Source organism: Pedobacter sp. AK013 (assembly GCF_014205835.1).
Classification (GTDB): Bacteria; Bacteroidota; Bacteroidia; order Sphingobacteriales; family Sphingobacteriaceae; genus Pedobacter.
In genome coordinates, this window is the sequence record NZ_JACHCQ010000006.1 from 73,400 (window position 1) to 90,124 (window position 16,725).

Consider the following 16,725-nt stretch of genomic DNA (forward strand, 5'->3'; position numbering starts at 1 on the left):
AGAATATAAGTTGAAAAAGGTACTTAAGAAGATTTCCGAAACCGCAATTAAACAAGGGGAATTTAGTTTTACAACCGAACAGATCGAAGCAAAGTGGCTAGGTAACCAACCCGCCATCTTAGCCGAAATACAAGAAGCTGAAACAAGACTAGGGGTAATGCTTCCAACAGATTATAAAGAATTTCTGTTGATTACCAATGGATTTACTACGCCAAATGAACACGTTGATCCATCGTTTTCCAAAGTAAGTGGTGTAGCGTTTTTAAAAGATGTTGATCCACAGCTGATCGAGATTTGGACAGAACGCGATGAGTTACTAGAAGTGGCCATTAAACTTGCCAGAAGTATTATTGTTGGTGGAGTAGATGAAGAGCAATATTTCCTTTTAATCCCTCCTATAAGTGAAAATGCTGATTGGGAATACTGGAAATTCGCATCATGGATTCCCGGAGAAGATCCTTACGAAGGGCTTGAAAATTATTTCATTAACGTTTTGGATTTTTTAAAATCTGCTTAATACGTTTTCCGATAAAATAAAGAAAGTCCCAATTTTTAGGTGGGACTTTCTCTTTTAATGTTTGTTTCTTATTTAGATTTACTTCCTAATAATTCTTGAAGTTTATCTTGTAAAGCTTGTTCTCTTAAGCCTTTAGCAATGATTTTGCCTGTTGGATCAATCAAGAAATTAGCCGGAATTGATTGGATGCCATACATTTGAGCCACCTCATTCTCCCAAAATTTTAAGTCCGAAACATGTGTCCATGTTAACTTGTCATCAGCAATTGCTTTTAACCAAGCATCTTTTTTGCCCGGACGGTCTAAAGAAACACCTAAAACAGTAAAGCCTTTATCTTTAAATTTGTTGTAAGCGGCTACCACATTTGGATTTTCCTGACGGCATGGGCCACACCAAGATGCCCAAAAATCTACCAGTACGTATTTACCTTTAAAATCAGATAATTTAACAGGTTTTCCGGCGGTATCAGCTTGAGTAAAGTCCATAGCCATAACACCTACAGCGGTTTTTCTCCCAGCATCAAATATTTGAGCAATTTTTTTACCGTTCGGAGTTGCCTTCAATTCTGGTGACAAAGCAACAAAAGCCTTCTCTGCAGCAGCAGCCTGATCAGGATCTGAAGTCAGCTGGCTAATTGAAGTTAAGCTGATAAATGATTTTGGGTTGCTGTTAGCAAACTGTAACAATAATGGAGGCATCGCTGCAGCTTCTTTGTCGTAACGAGCACCTAAAGCCTCCATAACGGCCTTGTCTTGTTTTTGCTGTGGCGTATAAGCCGCATATTCTGCATTAATTGCGGCAAGTTTATCTGCTACAGGTTTAGTTAATGCTTTTAATTTCTTTGCATCGTCATTAACTGGTGAGCCAGTAATTGTTGCTTTCTTTAAAGAATCTGGCGCAGTCAGCTTTATGTTTCCTGGTTCTACATATAGCGATAAAGCATCTAATTTCTCTCCCTGTGCAGGACGGTTTACGTAAGGGTTTTTGTTTAAGAAAAGACTTCCTTGCGCAGGGCTCAGCAATGATCCTTTAAATGCAAAGGCACCATTTGTCACTGTTGCAGAATCGGTGACATTTTTGCCGTCACCTTGATAGATCAGATAAACCTTATCTCCGGTTTTCAATCCTTTTATGTCGCCACTAACTGTAAATGGCTTTTGTGCCAAAGCTGCAAGGGGCAATAGGGCCATTGCAGATAATAATATTTTTTTCATGTGAATTAGCTAATCGTTTTTCAAATATAGAAATCTGTACGGCTAAAACGTAAATAGCTGTGTAAAATTATGATAGATTCTGTATCAGAACATCACTTTCGTAATTATTATACCGTTTTAGTCTGTTATGCTATCGATTTCCAACTCGATATTTTATGTTGGCTACGCTTTGCATAGTTAGCTGTTAAAAAAAAGGCAAAAAGTATTAAGATACAATACCTACTTTGAAATTACACGGCTTCTATTTTGAAATTACACAATTTTAATTCAGCTTTTGATAGGTTCTCCACCACAAATCGGGCATCTCGCCATTAACAGCAGTCTGGTAATCATCATATCTGCATGGTACTAGATGGTAACGTTCGTTTTTAGATTGCCCTGATGGATAAGGAACCTGCATCCACCAACGGTCTGATTTTTTGCTTTTTACGAACATCATTTCTCCCGAACCATCTTTTAAACTGGTTCGGTAGATCATAAACTGCGATTTCGGAGTAAGCGGAAAATCCTTTTTACGGGCGTAATATCCATCCACAAAATACCATACCATTTGAGCGAGCAAAAAGGCTGTTTGTCCGTTATTATCGTAGGCAGGATTAAACTCGTAAAAACCAATTGAGGTTAACTTATCATTCATGCCTGCATAACGGGCAATGCGACAGGCCTCTTCGCCATCAAAACCATTTGGGGTAGTATTCGCATTTGCAGCAGCATCGGCAGATCGGATAGCACCAATATCAAAGCTAATCATGTTTGCATTGCGGATAATGGGCTCTGTTAAAGTAATATCCTGGGCAAACTCGCCCAAACGGTGTACATCAAAATATAATTTGTCCATTACACTCAAACTTTCTTGATTTACAAAATAAGTTTGATAGCCTACATTGCTAAAATTGAAAAGGTAATTGGGTTGATGTAAGAAAATCTTATTCAAGTAACAATCCGATCGGGTAGCAATTCCCTCATGGTCATCATCTCCAATGTCAAATTGATTATCAATAATAACCAGGTCTACTTTTTGCTCTAAATCTTCATAACCAAGGTATTGGCCATAGGTTAAGTCTTGCCCGCCACCAATAATGATCGGAATAATATCTTTTTTAATCAATTCCGAAACCACCATCTTGATGGCAATGTAAGTGTCGGCAATGGTTGCGCCGTGTTTAATATTGCCTAAATCGACAATTCGGCTGCTAAAAGCGCCTTCATTCAGTTTATAGAATTTCTCTCTAAAATAATCGGGTGCCAGGGCAGTGCCTTCATTATTAACGGCACCTCTTCCATCAAGTACCCCAAAAATTGCCAGATCGTAAGTATGTTCCTCAAAATCGGGAAACGATTCGGTGTATATCTGCGCTTTTAACCCCAGCTGGCTTGTAAAAAAGCCTTGCTTAGGTGTAAAACTATCGGGGTTTATAGGGGAAAAGAAATCCGTTAATGACATATATTTAAAACTCTCGGCTCAAATATCTATTTTTGAATGCGTATTTCCACATATAGCTCGAAAAAAATAAAATGATACTGGTAACCGGAGGAACTGGATTTTTAGGATCTGAATTAATTAAGCAGTTAACCAACAGTGGTTTAACTGTTCGGGCACTGAGGCGGGAAAAATCTAAAATCCCCGCGTTGATCGAAAATATTCCTTTGATTGAATGGTTTGAGGCCGACATTAATGAGCCTTCTACTTTAGAAGATGCCTTTATAGGGATTACAAAAGTTTACCATTGTGCTGCATTTGTATCCTTTAACCCGAAAGATAAAAAGCAGCTTTTTCATGTAAATATAGAAGGTACTTCGAATATTGTAAACCTTTGTGCCGAAAATAATTGCAGGCTATTGCATGTGAGTTCGGTTGCTGCCCTGGGTAATGCAAAAAAAGGCCATAAAATTACCGAAAAAGACTTTTGGGAGTACGATGCAAAAGCACATGCCTACGGTTTGTCTAAATATGAAGGGGAAATGGAGGTTTGGCGTGGTATTACTGAAGGTTTAGATGCCGTTATTGTCAATCCGTCGGTAATTATCGGTAAAAATGCTGGTTTTGAAGGGAGTGGGGCAATTTTTAAACTGGTAAAAGGTGGTTTTCCATTTTATACAGATGGAGCTTCGGGTTTTGTTGATGTTGAGGACGTAGCCAGAGTAATGATCCTGTTAATGGATACCGAGGTGTCGGGAGAGCGGTATATCATTTCTGCCGATGATTATCATTACAAAGAGCTGTTCAGCGAAATTGCACAGGGTTTTGGTGTTAAAGCGCCAGCAAAAGAAGCAAAACCATGGATGCTTGGAATTGCCTGGAGGGCGCTAAAATTCGCATCTATATTTACTGGTAAGCAACCTTCCATCACCAAAGATGCAGCTAAGAGCAGTTTAACCTTAAGTTATTACGATAATAATAAAGTAAAAGCGGAAACAGGCATTACCTTTAAGCCGGTTGCCGAAAGCATAAAAGAAATTACCCAACATTTAAGATAATGCCCAAACAGAAAGCCTACTACATCATCGATTTTGATAGTACCTTTACACAGGTAGAAGCACTTGATGAATTAGCCCGAATTTCGCTAAAGAACCACCCAGATAAAGAGGCGATTTTCCAAAAAATTGAAGATTATACCAATTTTGCCATGGAAGGAAAACTTTCCTTCTCCGAAAGTTTAGCACAACGTGTTAAGCTTCTTGAGGCTAACGAAGATCATTTAAAACAACTCATCAAACATTTGAAAAAGAAAGTATCTACTTCTTTTTCGCGTAATGCCGAGTTTTTTAAGAAACATGCCGATGAAGTTTTAATTGTATCTGGTGGATTTAAAGAGTTTATTACCCCTGTAGTGAGCCAGTACCACATTAAAAAGGAAAATATTTATGCCAATACCTTTGTAACTACTGGCGATGGTAAAATTATAGATTATGATCATGCCAATCCTTTAAGTGAAGAAGGTGGTAAAGTAAAACTACTGCAGCATTTAAAACTCGAAGGAGAACTATTTGGTATAGGTGATGGTTATTCTGATTTCCAGCTGCGTGAAAGCGGTATCATTAATAAGTTTTTTGCATTTACCGAGAATATAGCCCGTGAAAGCATTGTTTCGAAAGCTGACCATGTAACACCAAGTTTCGACGAGTTTTTGTACGTAAATGATCTGCCGCGTGCAATTTCTTATCCTAAAAACAGAATCCTTTGCCTGGTAATTGGTGAGGTTGACCCCATAACCATTTCTATCCTCAAAAATGATGGTCTATCAATTAGACATAAAACTTCTTTTGAAGATAAATATGTAAAAGACGTGGGAATTATCCTGTTAGCTGACGGAGAAAAAATAAACAAGGAACAGTTAAAAAGTGCAGCTAAGCTAAAAACTATTGGATATTTAGGTAATGCAAAAAATAAAATAGATCTCAGTTTATGCACCACACAAGGTATTGTTGTTTTTGATGATCCGAAAAATAACCCACGTAACATCAGCTTTATCCCGAAACGGGTTGCCGATTTTATGAATACTGGCGCAACTTATTTAAGTAATAATTTTCCAAATTTGCAATTGCCAAAGATTGAAAAATCGCATCGTTTAATTCATATTCACAAAAACGTTCCGGGTATTATGGCAAAAATCAATACTGTTTTTGCCAAACACGATATTAATATTGTGAGCCAGTTTTTAATGACCAATCCTGAAATTGGCTATGCCATTACCGATATCAATACAGAATACGATAAACAATTGTTTAAATCGCTTAAAAAGATTGAGCATACGATAAAGTTTAGGGTGTTGTATTAATCAGTATCGTCATTTCGAGCGGAGTGCAGCGCAGTCGAGAAGTCTATCTTAAAAGATCTCTCTCCCGAAAATTCGGAACTGTGCTTCAGTCGAGATGGCCACCTTCCTGTTAAAATCTGTCATTCTGAGTGCAACGAGGAATCTTTTTTAGAGTGCTGCCTTTTAGTGCTTCGTTTGTTGTAGATTCTTCACTGCGTTCAGAATGACAATAACATTTTTCTCTGTACGCCCCACGCGCCCTACCTCAAAAACTGATGCCGCTTCAATAGCAAATGTTTAGGTGCACCTATGCTTTGTGACCGGTAAATTCCCGTATGGCCTGAAAATAAGTAAGCAGTAACACAGGCTAAGGCGATATAGATTCCGGATGAAGCGCCAAATAATTCTACACCCATAAAAATACAAGCCAAAGGCGTGTTCGCTGCCCCTGCAAAAACAGCTACAAAACCCATTCCTGCCAACAGGCTGAGCGGTAAAGGGATAACAAAACTCAAAAAGCTTCCTAAGGTGGCCCCTATAAAAAAAAGAGGAGTAACCTCTCCACCCTTAAATCCTGCACTCAAGGTAAATGCAGTTAAAAACAATTTGATTGCAAATGTGTAATACGCTTCTTGTTTTACAAAGGATTCTGAAATAACCGGAATGCCCAAACCGATATATCGTGTATTCCCAATCAGATAGATAATGGCAACTAAAATTAATCCGCCAATAAATGGGCGTAATGGCGCGTATTTAATAATGCTGAAAAGCCTGGATAAACTGTGGTTTAGGGCCGAAAAAGACCTTGCCACCAGCCCGAATAATATTCCCGCGCCCAACGATAACAATAAATTGATCGAATCCATTTCTGGTATAGCAGCTATAGAATAATGCGTATGCCCAACGCCCCAAGCCTTACAGGCATAATCGGCAATAATTGCCGTGATAAATGAAGGAAGAATTGAACTGTAGGTTAAACTTCCAATCACAAAAACCTCCAATCCGAATATAGCACCAGCCAAAGGTGTTCCAAAAACAGAAGCGAAGCCAGCACTGATTCCACAGATGAGGATCACTTTTCGATCTCTGGCTTTAAGTTTAAACAGTTTCGTAAACTGGTCTGCAAAGGCTCCTCCAATTTGCACAGCTGTACCTTCTCTTCCAGCTGATCCGCCAAATAAATGGGTTATAATGGTTCCTGCAAAAATAAGCGGCGCCATAATCAGGGGAATCACCTTCTTGGGCGATTGTAATTCCTCAATTAAGAGGTTATTGCCCTTTACAACTGCTGCCCCCCAATAATGGTAGGCAAGACCAATAATTATACCTGCAATTGGTAAAAAGACGATAATCCAGAGGTGTTGTTCACGGTAATTAGTTGCCCAGTTTAAAGTTTCTAAAAACAGGGCAGAGGCAGAGCCAATAATTCCACCCAATATTGCAGAGATTAACAGCCACTTTAAAGTGCTAATTAAGAGTAATCCGAAGTCGAGTTTAATAAAGTGTTTGATAGACAGAAGAAATCCTTCTGTTAGTTTTTTAACAGGCATTGAAATCAATTTTAAACCAAAATCGTAGGAGTCATCAGCCTGTTTTGGCGGTTTTGGCGGCACTCCATCGCCATTGTTCCAAATGTATAAAATTTAGTTATTTGTTGCAAAATCTTTATCACCTTTGTGCAGCTAACTTTAAACCATGGATTTTACACCCGAAATAAAAGACAAACTACACCAACTACAAGAGAAGTATACAGCAATGGGGCAAGATATGGCATCGTACCTCGATGGGCTTTTATATGCCGATTTCTTAACCTATTGGGATTACATTCATTTGGATACTTTGCTGAGCCTGCAGAATCCTAAAACATCGATCCCTGATGAAGAGATTTTCATCATGTACCACCAGATTACCGAACTTTATTTTAAACTTGCACTGCACGAATGCAGGCAGATTGCGGAGCATGAAAATTTAACTGTCGAATTTTTTACTGCAAGGGTAAAACGGATCAATGCTTATTTCAATGCCTTAACTAGCTCTTTTGAGGTGATGGTTGATGGTATGGAGAAACAACAGTTTCTGAAATTCCGAATGTCGTTATTACCTGCAAGTGGATTTCAGTCAGGCCAGTATAGGATGATCGAGATTTGCGCTACAGATTTTATCCGATTAGTAGACAAAACAAAACGTGAAGAATTAAGCACTGCAACAATAGAAGAACAATTCGAAAATATTTATTGGAAATTTGGTGCAACTGAACTGGCTTCGGGCAAGCAAACTTTAACCCTAAAGCAATTTATTAAAAAATATTCAGTTCAATTTTTGCAATTGGCCAAAGATCGTACTTTAACTAATTTCTCGGCTTTATATCATCAATTACAGGCCAATGGAGCCGATGTTTCTGACCTTGCCGAAGAATTACGTAAGCTGGATCTGTATGTAAATGTAGAATGGCCGTTGTCGCATTACAAATCGGCTGTACGTTATTTAGAGAAAGATCCTGTTGATATTGCTGCAACAGGTGGAACCAATTGGCAAAAGTATCTGCCTCCGCGTTTTCAGAAGAGAATCTTTTATCCGTTTCTATGGACCGATGAGCAAATGGAAGAGTGGGGCAAAGGCTGGGTACTTAGTGTACTTAAAACACTCAAAAACAAAGATTAATATTGCAAAAAGCTATTAAAAAAGCCTGTTTTTTCTTAATTTGCGCGAAATAATTAATGACAGAATGAGTGAATTATTGAATTAGAGCATGAGCGGGGAAAAATACTCAATCATTAGATAATTCACCCATTCAAAATTCAAATACAATGACCGAGACATTAGATATAAAAATCACCAAAACAGATCAAACACGTTTGACTGTTACTGATTTTTCGCAATTACCGTTCGGTAAGGTTTTTACCGATCACATGTTTACTGCCGACTACGAAGATGGCGAATGGAAAAATTTACAGATTCTTCCTTATGGCCCAATTCCGATGAGCCCAGCAATTTCTGCGCTTCATTACGGACAGGCAATTTTCGAAGGATTAAAAGCTTATCGTCAGCCAAACGGAAAAATTAGTGTATTCCGTGCTGATAAAAACTTCGGACGTTTTAACAAATCAGCAGCAAGAATGTCGATGCCGACCATTCCTGAGGAAATTTTTATGCAGGGTTTGGCCGCATTAATCAGTGTTGATGAAAAATGGGTGCCTAATCAGGAAGATTATGCTTTATATATTCGTCCGGTAATGTTTGCTATGGATCCATATTTAGGGGTTAAAGCCTCTGATACCTATAAATTTGCTTTGTTAACTACCCCAACAGGCCCATATTATAGCAATGCATTAAAAGTTAAAATCGAAACTGAATTTACACGTGCAGACGAAGGTGGTGTGGGCTTTGCCAAAACTGCTGGAAATTATGCACGCTCGTTATATCCTTTCGAGCAAGCTAAAAAAGAAGGTTACGATCAATTGATCTGGACAGATTCGGTAACACATGAGTTTATTGAAGAAGCTGGAACAGCTAACCTACTTTTTGTAATTAACGGTAAATTGGTTACCCCGTCGGTGCGCAGTACTGTTTTAGATGGTGTAACGCGTGATACCATTATTAAATTGGCTAAAGATGCTGGAGTAGAAGTTGAAGAGCGTAGGGTTTCTGTTAAAGAAGTAATTGAAGGAATCGAAAACGGCAGCTTAACCGAAGCTTTTGCCGCAGGAACTGCAGCTACAGTAACTCATGTTGGCGAATTGGGTTATAACGGTCAGCTCTATAAATTGACTGATCCATCAACAAGACATATTTCTAATGGTATTGCTAAAAAACTGAACGATATCCGTTACGGCTTAGCGCCTGATGAATTTGGTTGGAACTGGGTTTTATAATAAGAAATCTATATAAATAGGGAACCCCGATGCAGATCCTGTACCGGGGTTTCTTTTTTTTTTATTATCGTCATGCTGAATTTTTTATTAGCCGATTATTTTGTCTTTAAAGGTCTAATAGCTTACTTCGCGGTCAGCATCTTTCATGCGATAAAGACCCTGAAATAAATTCAGGGTAACGAATAGAGGCAAAAGGATATTCTTATTTATCCAAAATTACCACGCCTTTGGCTTCGAATGCCAGTTCCTTTTTAGGATCGGTAATTTTAGCTACTTCTTCAGGAGATTTTTTGGCGTCTTCGGCATAATGGCGTAAAGTTTCTACTGAGATGGTCTGTTTCTTCGCCAAGCCATCCAAAACTACTTTTTTGCCAATAATATCCATAGGCATAAAGAAAGCGTAATCTTTAAAAGTTACCCGCATTGGATCGCCATTAGGCATTTCTAACGTCATCCAGCAGCCTTTTTTCTTACATACATCTACTACCTTGCCTTCGATTTTCATATCGACAGTTTTTTTATCATCCATAGCAGTTTCCATCTTTGCAGCTGGTTTTACATCGCCAGGTTTAACCTCTTCTCCAAATTTTTGACCTGTATATGCGGTTTGAGCAAATGAAAGTGCCGTAAATAGGCAAAAGCCCAGGCTTAGAATGATTTTTTTCATGATTTTATAATTATCCAGTTATGATCTAATCAAAGTTATCTAAAAATTTTCTAAATAATGAAGGCAAAAAAAACCTCGTTAACATCCGTTAACGAGGAAAATCATCCCTATAATTGTATAAATCAAATTCTATGATTTACATCTTATTAATTTTATAGGCAAACAAAAAACCAAAACTTTAATCTTTGTTTTGGTTGTAATTAATATCCTTGTATTCAGTAAGTTATTTTTTTATGCTGGTTTTATTAATAATTAATGATGTTGTAGAAACGTAGAATATTATCCTCTTTTACGAGGAATGTTGTTGAGTTATTTCCCCACCTTTTTTATCCAAAAACGAGACCAAATACTTCTTCTATTTTACTTACTGCTTTAATCTCAAGGTTGTATTTTTCTGTTGCAATGCCTTTCAAATTGTACTTAGAGATGTAAATGGTTTCGAAACCCAATTTATCTGCTTCAGCAATACGTTGTTCGATTCTATTTACTGCTCTTATTTCCCCTGATAGACCTACCTCTGCAGCGAAACAATTTTTTGAAGATACAGGGATATCCTGATGCGATGATATAATGGCAATTAATACAGCCAGGTCAATTGCAGGATCTTCAACCCTAATTCCACCGGCGATATTTAAGAAAACATCTTGTGTACTTAACCGAAAGCCACAACGTTTTTCTAAAACGGCTAGGAGCATATTCATTCTCTTAGTATCAAAGCCTGTTGCAGAGCGCTGAGGGGTTCCATATGCAGCTGAGCTTACTAAGGCTTGTGTTTCAATTAACATCGGTCTGGCGCCTTCTAAAGTGGCAGCTATAGCAATTCCACTCAACTCTTCGTCTCGCTGTGACAACAAAATTTCAGAAGGATTAGAGACTTCTCTTAAGCCACTGCCCTGCATTTCGTAGATCCCCAATTCTGCTGCTGCACCAAATCGGTTCTTGATAGATCTTAAAATGCGATAAACGTGGTGCCTGTCGCCTTCAAATTGCAAAACCGTATCAACCATGTGCTCGAGTATTTTAGGTCCTGCAATGGCGCCATCTTTAGTGATATGGCCGATTAAGAAAACCGGCACACCGGTTTCTTTTGCAAAACGCAATAGTTCAGCGGTACATTCCCTTACCTGTGATACACTGCCCGGAGTTGAATCGATATGTGCGGAATGCAATGTTTGAATTGAATCGACCACCAGAATTTCAGGCACGAGGATCTCGATCTGCTTAAAAATATTTTGGGTCGACGTCTCGGTTAGGATATAGCAATCAGATGATGGACTTTCTTTAATCCGCTCGGCCCGCATTTTAATCTGTTGTTCGCTTTCTTCGCCAGAGATATAGAGCAGCTTTTTGCCTTTTAAGTTTAAAGCCAGTTGCAACATTAAGGTCGATTTGCCGATGCCCGGTTCGCCGCCAATTAAAACAAGTGACCCTTCTACCAGTCCACCGCCCAATACGCGATCGAGTTCTTTATCGCCTGTTAGTATGCGGCGTTCTGTTGAGGATTGAATCTCGTCTACCTTACTCGGTTTACTAAGTTTTCGGCTGGTATTGTCGGTTTTCCAGGTAGGTACCGATGCAGGGCTTTTCTCTACGATTTCTTCAACAAAGGTATTCCATTGGTTACATGATGGGCATTTACCCAACCATTTTGCCGATTCGTAGCCGCAGCTCTGACAGAAAAATGCAGTTTTTGATTTTGCCAATTGATTAAAATTTTAGATTACGAATTTAACCTTTCTCCTTGATAAACCTCACAGGTTTCAAAAACCTGTGAGGTTTTATCTCAAAACAAGAAAGCCTGGATTTTTTAATCCAGGCTTTCTGTTAAATGAGTTTTGAGTTATAATTTAATCTCTTCATCTTTTGCGGAGATAAAGTGAAACTCGGTTAAATAATATGATGATTGTGCCTTAACTTTAATCCATTGGCCATATTTAAAGAACCAGCGGCGTTGAAGGTTGAAAATGCCTTTTGTAATGTAAGCTTCGATATATGGGTGTACGCAAAGCGTTACGCCTTTTTCATTCTGCTCTCTTAAAATATAATTAAGGTTGTTCTCAATATCATCCATTAAAACGATACTCGCTTTAATTTCTCCGGTCCCATCGCAGGCCGGGCATTTTTCTACCGTAACAATATTCATTTCCGGACGAACACGTTGTCTGGTAATTTGTACCAAACCAAATTTGCTTGGAGGCAAAATAGTATGTTTGGCTCTATCCAATAACATCAGCTCACGCAAATAATCGAATAGTATTTTACGGTTTGTTGGTTTGTGCATATCGATAAAATCGATTACCACAATACCGCCCATATCGCGCAAGCGCAGTTGACGGGCAATTTCTTTAGCCGCCTCTTTGTTTACCTGTAAAGCATTCTCTTCTTGATTTTCTTTACTGGCAGTACGGTTTCCACTGTTCACGTCTATCACGTGGAGTGCTTCAGTGTGCTCTACAACAAGGTAAGCACCACCTGGTAAGTTTACTGTTTTTCCGAAAGCATTTTTAATTTGCTTTTCTACACCGAAATGATCGAAGATAGGTTCTTTCTGTTTGTACAGCTTAACGATTTTTTCCATTTCAGGAGAAATATCGTGAACATAAGAACGGATATCATCATACAGCTCTGGCGTACTTACGTAAACGTTTGTAAAATCAGGGTTCAGAATATCACGGATTAACGTTGATGATCTGTCCATTTCTCCCCAAACTCTTTTTGAAGGTTCGGTAGATGGCACTTTTTTAACGAAGTTTTCCCACTTAGCAATTAAATCTAAAAGATCTTTTTGCATTTCGGCAACCCCTCGGCCTTCAGAAACGGTTCTGATAATAACCCCAAAGTTTTGAGGTTTAATACTTTCAATAATCTTTTTTAAACGATTACGTTCGGTATTACTTTTAATTTTTTTTGATACAGATATGGTATTGGAGAATGGCACCAGTACCACATACCTGCCGGCAATCGAAATGTCGGAACTTAAACGCGGACCTTTTGTAGAAATTGGTTCTTTAGCAATTTGTACAGGTAGGAGCATGTTTTTACTAAGCACATCAGAAATTTTGCCTGCCTTATTAATATCGGCTTCCAGCTTTAAATTATCTAATAATGTGCCTGTAACCGAGCCATTACGCTTGATCTTCGTTAGCTTAATTAAAGATTGCACCTGAGGGCCCAAATCAAAGTAATGCAAAAAAGCATCTTTTTCATAACCAACATCCACGAAAGCAGCATTCAGGCCAGGCATAATTTTTTTAATGCGGCCTAAATAAATATCGCCTACGGCGTAGTTAGTATTGATTTGTTCTTTGTGAAGCTCAACAAGTTGTTTGTCTTCAATCAACGCTATGGTAACTCCGGCAGGAGTCGAATTGATAATTAATTCTTTTACCAACAGCTACAGATTTAAGGCTTTCGCCTATTAACAAATGGATAGTAAATAAAAACAATGATATTGCCAAAAACATATATAATAAAAATCATATAAATTGTTTAAACCTCATAGTGTTTACTATGAGGTTTAACTGGCTTTATCAAAATAAGAAACTATTTTTTCTTATGTCTGTTTTTTCTTAAACGTTTTTTACGTTTGTGGGTAGCCATTTTATGTCTTTTTCTTTTTTTACCGCTTGGCATAGTTTTAAGTTTTAAATGTTTTTATTAATCTGTTAATTAATTTTTATTCTTTAGTTCAGCCACCTTCTTATCAATGAATGAAGATAAGGTTGAGTTAGCCGCTAATTTTTTGCTTGATAGGTAAGCATTTACTGCTTCTTTATTTCTGCCTAAATTTTCTAAAGCTGTTCCTAAATAAAAATAGGCTTCAGGGGTTGGAGCAGCGGCAATTACTGTATTAAAACGAGGAATTGCTTTATCAAACTGACCTGATTTTATCGAGAATAACCCTAAGTTCATATTTGCCTTTACATTTTTAGGTTCTTTAGCAACAACTTCTAACAACATTGCAATACCCTGCATTGGTGCGCCTAAGCCGTTTACAATAGTTACACCTAAGCCTGTTTTGGCTTCAATGTTTGTAGAGTCTTTCTCTAACGCTTTTTTATAAGATAGATTGGCTTTTTGCAATAAAACAGGCTGCGCAATGCTATCTTGTGTGCTTTCAAAAGCTTTTATAAATTGATTACCGGCAGCTAACCACGATTTTGATGATGGTTCGCCTTCGGCCACAATTTCTAAATACAGTGCAGACGGAGTAATTTGTTCAACATCGTCCCATTTCTGAGCCAGTTGTTTGGCAAGTTCAATCTTTTCTGCGCCATTTGCGCCTTTGTAGCTGTTTTCTAAAGCTGTAATATCTGTAGCCAAATTTTTATTGATTACATTTTTTGCAGCAGTAGACGAAGTTTCGAGGTTTAGCACCGAGGTTGTTGATGGAGAGCCTGCTCCGGCCATTGGGCCACTTGAAGGCATTTTCCCATTTTCTTCCGTTGGTTTAACCAAACCCTTAATGTCTCTTGTAAATAAGAATGCAACAAGCAATATAATCGCTCCAATAACAATGGTTTGTTTAGATCTGATGTTGCTACTCATATTAAGACTTAGGCTTCTACGTTAATTTTTTTTGAATTACTTTTCACTTTATCAACAAATACTTTTGCTGGTTTAAAGCTCGGTACGAAGTGTTCTGGGATAATTATTGCAGTGTTTTTTGAGATATTTCTCGCAGTTTTTTGCGCTCTCTTTTTAACAACAAAGCTTCCGAAGCCTCTAACGTATACATTTTCACCGCCAATCATGCTGGTTTTGATAACCTTGAAAAATGCCTCAACTGTTTCCTGTACATCAACCTTCTCAATTCCGGTTTTTGTTGATATTTCTGAAATAATATCTGCCTTAGTCATATTTTATTATTTATTATATTATTATGTTTTAATATTACTACTGTTTTGGGGTTGCAAAAGTATTGCTTTTTAATGAGATAGGGAAATAAAAGATGATTTTTTTATCACTAGACTTATCAGGCAATTGCAAGTTTTTTTTTAATCGGATAAATAGACCGTAATTTGCAGCAATGACATTTCAAAATGAACTCATCAATTGGTACCTGGTAAACAAAAGAGATTTGCCCTGGAGGCATACCAATGATGCTTATACCATCTGGCTATCAGAGGTTATATTGCAACAAACAAGGGTAGAACAAGGACTTCCGTACTTTAATAGGTTTTTAGAGAATTTTCCTACTGTTGCAGATTTTGCCAATGCTACCGAGGCCAAAGTTTTAAAGCTTTGGCAGGGCTTGGGTTATTACTCAAGAGGGAGAAATATGCACGCAACTGCTCAGATTGTAGTGAAAGATTACCAGGGAATCTTCCCAAATCTACATGATGAACTCCTAAAATTGAAAGGAATTGGTGAATATACAGCTGCTGCAGTCTCTTCTTTTTCATCTGGTGAAGCACGCGCTGTGGTAGATGGAAACGTATTTCGGGTACTCTCCAGATTTTATGGCTCGGCAACACCAATAAACACCCCGGCCGGAAAAAAAGAGTTTTATGCATTAGCCAATGATTTGCTCTATAAAGAAGACCCTGCCTTATATAATCAAGCGATTATGGAGTTTGGGGCCATGCAGTGTAAGCCAAAATCGCCCAATTGCAGCATTTGCCCGCTTAGTCAGGAGTGCTATGCTTATAACCATAATCTGGTAAATGTACTTCCAGTTAAAATCCGAAAAGCTGGGCAAAAACACCGGCATCTTAATTATTTTATTTGTTTTGAAAATGATAAAGTATTAATCAGGGAGAGACAAGCGGGAGATATATGGCAGCATTTATATGATTTCCCTAGCTTAGAAACAACAGAAAAATACGAGTGGAGCAATCCATTATTCATCGATCAGGTAAAATCTGTATTCGGAAATAAGGCCGATTTTGCATTTATAAAAGCCCAAAAACATATATTAACACACCAAATAATCCATATACAATTTTTTGCATTAAAAAATTATATATTTAACTTTAGTAAGCAAAAGGAACTTAATTGGGTTTCTTTAACTAAGTTAGATGAGTTACCGCAACCAAAAGTAATCCATGATTTTGTTCTGGAATATTTTTATATGGACAAAATGGAGTAACTAACCATCTTATTCGGTGCGCATTTACAAAACGAAACAACTAACCAAAAATATTTATGTCTGGGATTAACAAAGTTATTTTAGTAGGCCACTTAGGCAAAGACCCTGAAGTGCGACATTTAGACGGTGGCGTAACGGTAGCCAGCTTTCCATTAGCTACATCGGAAACATACAACAAAGACGGTAAGAGAGTAGAACAAACAGAATGGCACAATATTGTGTTATGGCGTGGATTGGCCGAAGTAGCTTCCAAATACCTGCAGAAAGGAAAGTTGGTTTATATAGAAGGCAAGCTGAGAACAAGATCCTTTGAAGATAAAGAAAAGGTTAAAAAATATGTAACAGAGATTGTAGCAGAAAACTTTACCATGTTGGGTAGAAAAAGTGATTTCGAGCAAAGTCCTACAACGCCAACGCATCAAAGCGCTGAAACTAAAATTGATGATGAATTTACCATCGGCCCATCAGATGAAAATGGAGATCTTCCGTTTTAATTAAGGGCTTAAAATGAATAAAAAAGCTGCCTGATGAGAGGTGGCTTTTTTTATGCAGCTGTCCCGTCCTAAAATAAGGTGCAAAAAAAAACTCCTGCCAGTTTTGTTGGCA

15 protein-coding genes and 1 riboswitch are annotated in these 16,725 nt (G+C 37.9%); of the genes, 7 read left to right on the forward strand and 8 right to left on the reverse strand.

Annotation, left to right across the window (positions count from 1 at the left end):
* The first annotated feature begins 10 nt into the window (after window positions 1–10).
* Window positions 11–517, forward strand: coding sequence for an SMI1/KNR4 family protein (locus HDC90_RS06090; protein ID WP_184464904.1), 507 nt, complete (start codon window positions 11–13; stop codon window positions 515–517).
* A gap of 68 nt (window positions 518–585) precedes the next feature.
* Here HDC90_RS06090 and HDC90_RS06095 read toward each other — a convergent pair whose 3' ends face one another.
* Both HDC90_RS06095 and HDC90_RS06100 read right to left on the reverse strand, forming a co-directional pair.
* Window positions 586–1,731, reverse strand: coding sequence for a TlpA disulfide reductase family protein (locus HDC90_RS06095; protein WP_184464906.1), 1,146 nt, complete (start codon window positions 1,729–1,731; stop codon window positions 586–588).
* 262 nt (window positions 1,732–1,993) lie between these two features.
* The gene (locus HDC90_RS06100) at window positions 1,994–3,175 is read right to left on the reverse strand and encodes a formimidoylglutamase (protein WP_184464908.1); all 1,182 of its coding nucleotides are present in this window, start codon (window positions 3,173–3,175) and stop codon (window positions 1,994–1,996) included.
* Between the two features lie 71 nt (window positions 3,176–3,246).
* On the opposite strand from HDC90_RS06100, the gene HDC90_RS06105 reads away from it, so the two are divergent.
* Both HDC90_RS06105 and HDC90_RS06110 read left to right on the forward strand, forming a co-directional pair.
* Complete coding sequence (locus HDC90_RS06105; RefSeq protein WP_184464910.1) at window positions 3,247–4,209, forward strand: NAD-dependent epimerase/dehydratase family protein; 963 nt, start codon at window positions 3,247–3,249, stop codon at window positions 4,207–4,209.
* Window positions 4,209–5,510 (forward strand): HAD-IB family phosphatase, encoded by a 1,302-nt coding sequence (locus HDC90_RS06110; protein ID WP_184464912.1) that lies wholly within the window; start codon window positions 4,209–4,211, stop codon window positions 5,508–5,510. The genes HDC90_RS06105 and HDC90_RS06110 overlap by 1 nt, the downstream gene beginning before the upstream one ends.
* A gap of 239 nt (window positions 5,511–5,749) precedes the next feature.
* On the opposite strand, the gene HDC90_RS06115 is transcribed toward HDC90_RS06110, so the two are convergent.
* Window positions 5,750–7,039, reverse strand: a complete 1,290-nt coding sequence (locus HDC90_RS06115; protein WP_184464914.1) for a voltage-gated chloride channel family protein — start codon at window positions 7,037–7,039, stop codon at window positions 5,750–5,752.
* Window positions 7,040–7,057: 18 nt separating this feature from the next.
* A riboswitch (Fluoride riboswitch) is annotated at window positions 7,058–7,120 on the reverse strand.
* Between the two features lie 64 nt (window positions 7,121–7,184).
* Here HDC90_RS06115 and HDC90_RS06120 point away from each other — a divergent pair.
* Entirely contained in the window at window positions 7,185–8,150 is a 966-nt protein-coding gene (locus tag HDC90_RS06120) for a tryptophan 2,3-dioxygenase family protein (RefSeq protein ID WP_184464916.1), read from the forward strand.
* Window positions 8,151–8,296: 146 nt separating this feature from the next.
* A complete protein-coding gene (locus tag HDC90_RS06125; RefSeq protein ID WP_184464918.1) occupies window positions 8,297–9,361 on the forward strand; it encodes a branched-chain amino acid aminotransferase in 1,065 nt (354 codons plus the stop codon).
* Window positions 9,362–9,563: 202 nt separating this feature from the next.
* Here the strand turns inward: HDC90_RS06125 and HDC90_RS06130 are convergent, their stop codons facing one another.
* The 5 genes from HDC90_RS06130 to HDC90_RS06150 form a co-directional block, all read right to left on the reverse strand.
* Window positions 9,564–10,028, reverse strand: coding sequence for a DUF4920 domain-containing protein (locus HDC90_RS06130; protein WP_184464920.1), 465 nt, complete (start codon window positions 10,026–10,028; stop codon window positions 9,564–9,566).
* A 326-nt stretch (window positions 10,029–10,354) separates the two neighbouring features.
* A complete protein-coding gene (radA, locus tag HDC90_RS06135; RefSeq protein ID WP_184464922.1) occupies window positions 10,355–11,731 on the reverse strand; it encodes a DNA repair protein RadA in 1,377 nt (458 codons plus the stop codon).
* A 137-nt stretch (window positions 11,732–11,868) separates the two neighbouring features.
* The gene (locus tag HDC90_RS06140; protein WP_184464924.1) at window positions 11,869–13,419 is read right to left on the reverse strand and encodes an Rne/Rng family ribonuclease; all 1,551 of its coding nucleotides are present in this window, start codon (window positions 13,417–13,419) and stop codon (window positions 11,869–11,871) included.
* A 278-nt stretch (window positions 13,420–13,697) separates the two neighbouring features.
* Complete coding sequence (locus HDC90_RS06145; RefSeq protein ID WP_184464926.1) at window positions 13,698–14,576, reverse strand: M48 family metallopeptidase; 879 nt, start codon at window positions 14,574–14,576, stop codon at window positions 13,698–13,700.
* Between the two features lie 8 nt (window positions 14,577–14,584).
* Window positions 14,585–14,887: an HU family DNA-binding protein gene (locus HDC90_RS06150; protein WP_025143406.1), complete on the reverse strand. Its 303-nt coding sequence runs from the start codon at window positions 14,885–14,887 to the stop codon at window positions 14,585–14,587.
* Between the two features lie 170 nt (window positions 14,888–15,057).
* On the opposite strand from HDC90_RS06150, the gene mutY reads away from it, so the two are divergent.
* Both mutY and HDC90_RS06160 read left to right on the forward strand, forming a co-directional pair.
* Window positions 15,058–16,119 carry an A/G-specific adenine glycosylase gene (gene mutY, locus HDC90_RS06155; protein WP_184464928.1) on the forward strand — a complete coding sequence of 354 codons (1,062 nt, stop codon included), beginning with the start codon at window positions 15,058–15,060 and terminating at the stop codon, window positions 16,117–16,119.
* A 56-nt stretch (window positions 16,120–16,175) separates the two neighbouring features.
* On the forward strand, window positions 16,176–16,613 hold the full coding sequence (locus HDC90_RS06160; RefSeq protein ID WP_167296155.1) for a single-stranded DNA-binding protein: 438 nt from the start codon (window positions 16,176–16,178) through the stop codon (window positions 16,611–16,613).
* Window positions 16,614–16,725: the final 112 nt, after the last annotated feature.

Excerpts from the sequence above, each read along its gene's own strand:
- HDC90_RS06095 (WP_184464906.1), bottom strand. The coding sequence starts at position 1,731 with ATGAAAAAAATATTATTATCTGCAATGGCCCTATTGCCCCTTGCAGCT.
- HDC90_RS06145 (WP_184464926.1), bottom strand. The coding sequence starts at position 14,576 with ATGAGTAGCAACATCAGATCTAAACAAACCATTGTTATTGGAGCGATT.
- mutY (WP_184464928.1), top strand. The coding sequence starts at position 15,058 with ATGACATTTCAAAATGAACTCATCAATTGGTACCTGGTAAACAAAAGA.
- HDC90_RS06160 (WP_167296155.1), top strand. The coding sequence starts at position 16,176 with ATGTCTGGGATTAACAAAGTTATTTTAGTAGGCCACTTAGGCAAAGAC.
- HDC90_RS06120 (WP_184464916.1), top strand. The coding sequence starts at position 7,185 with ATGGATTTTACACCCGAAATAAAAGACAAACTACACCAACTACAAGAG.
- HDC90_RS06110 (WP_184464912.1), top strand. The coding sequence starts at position 4,209 with ATGCCCAAACAGAAAGCCTACTACATCATCGATTTTGATAGTACCTTT.
- HDC90_RS06130 (WP_184464920.1), bottom strand. The coding sequence starts at position 10,028 with ATGAAAAAAATCATTCTAAGCCTGGGCTTTTGCCTATTTACGGCACTT.
- HDC90_RS06150 (WP_025143406.1), bottom strand. The coding sequence starts at position 14,887 with ATGACTAAGGCAGATATTATTTCAGAAATATCAACAAAAACCGGAATT.
- HDC90_RS06125 (WP_184464918.1), top strand. The coding sequence starts at position 8,297 with ATGACCGAGACATTAGATATAAAAATCACCAAAACAGATCAAACACGT.
- HDC90_RS06115 (WP_184464914.1), bottom strand. The coding sequence starts at position 7,039 with ATGCCTGTTAAAAAACTAACAGAAGGATTTCTTCTGTCTATCAAACAC.
- HDC90_RS06100 (WP_184464908.1), bottom strand. The coding sequence starts at position 3,175 with ATGTCATTAACGGATTTCTTTTCCCCTATAAACCCCGATAGTTTTACA.
- HDC90_RS06105 (WP_184464910.1), top strand. The coding sequence starts at position 3,247 with ATGATACTGGTAACCGGAGGAACTGGATTTTTAGGATCTGAATTAATT.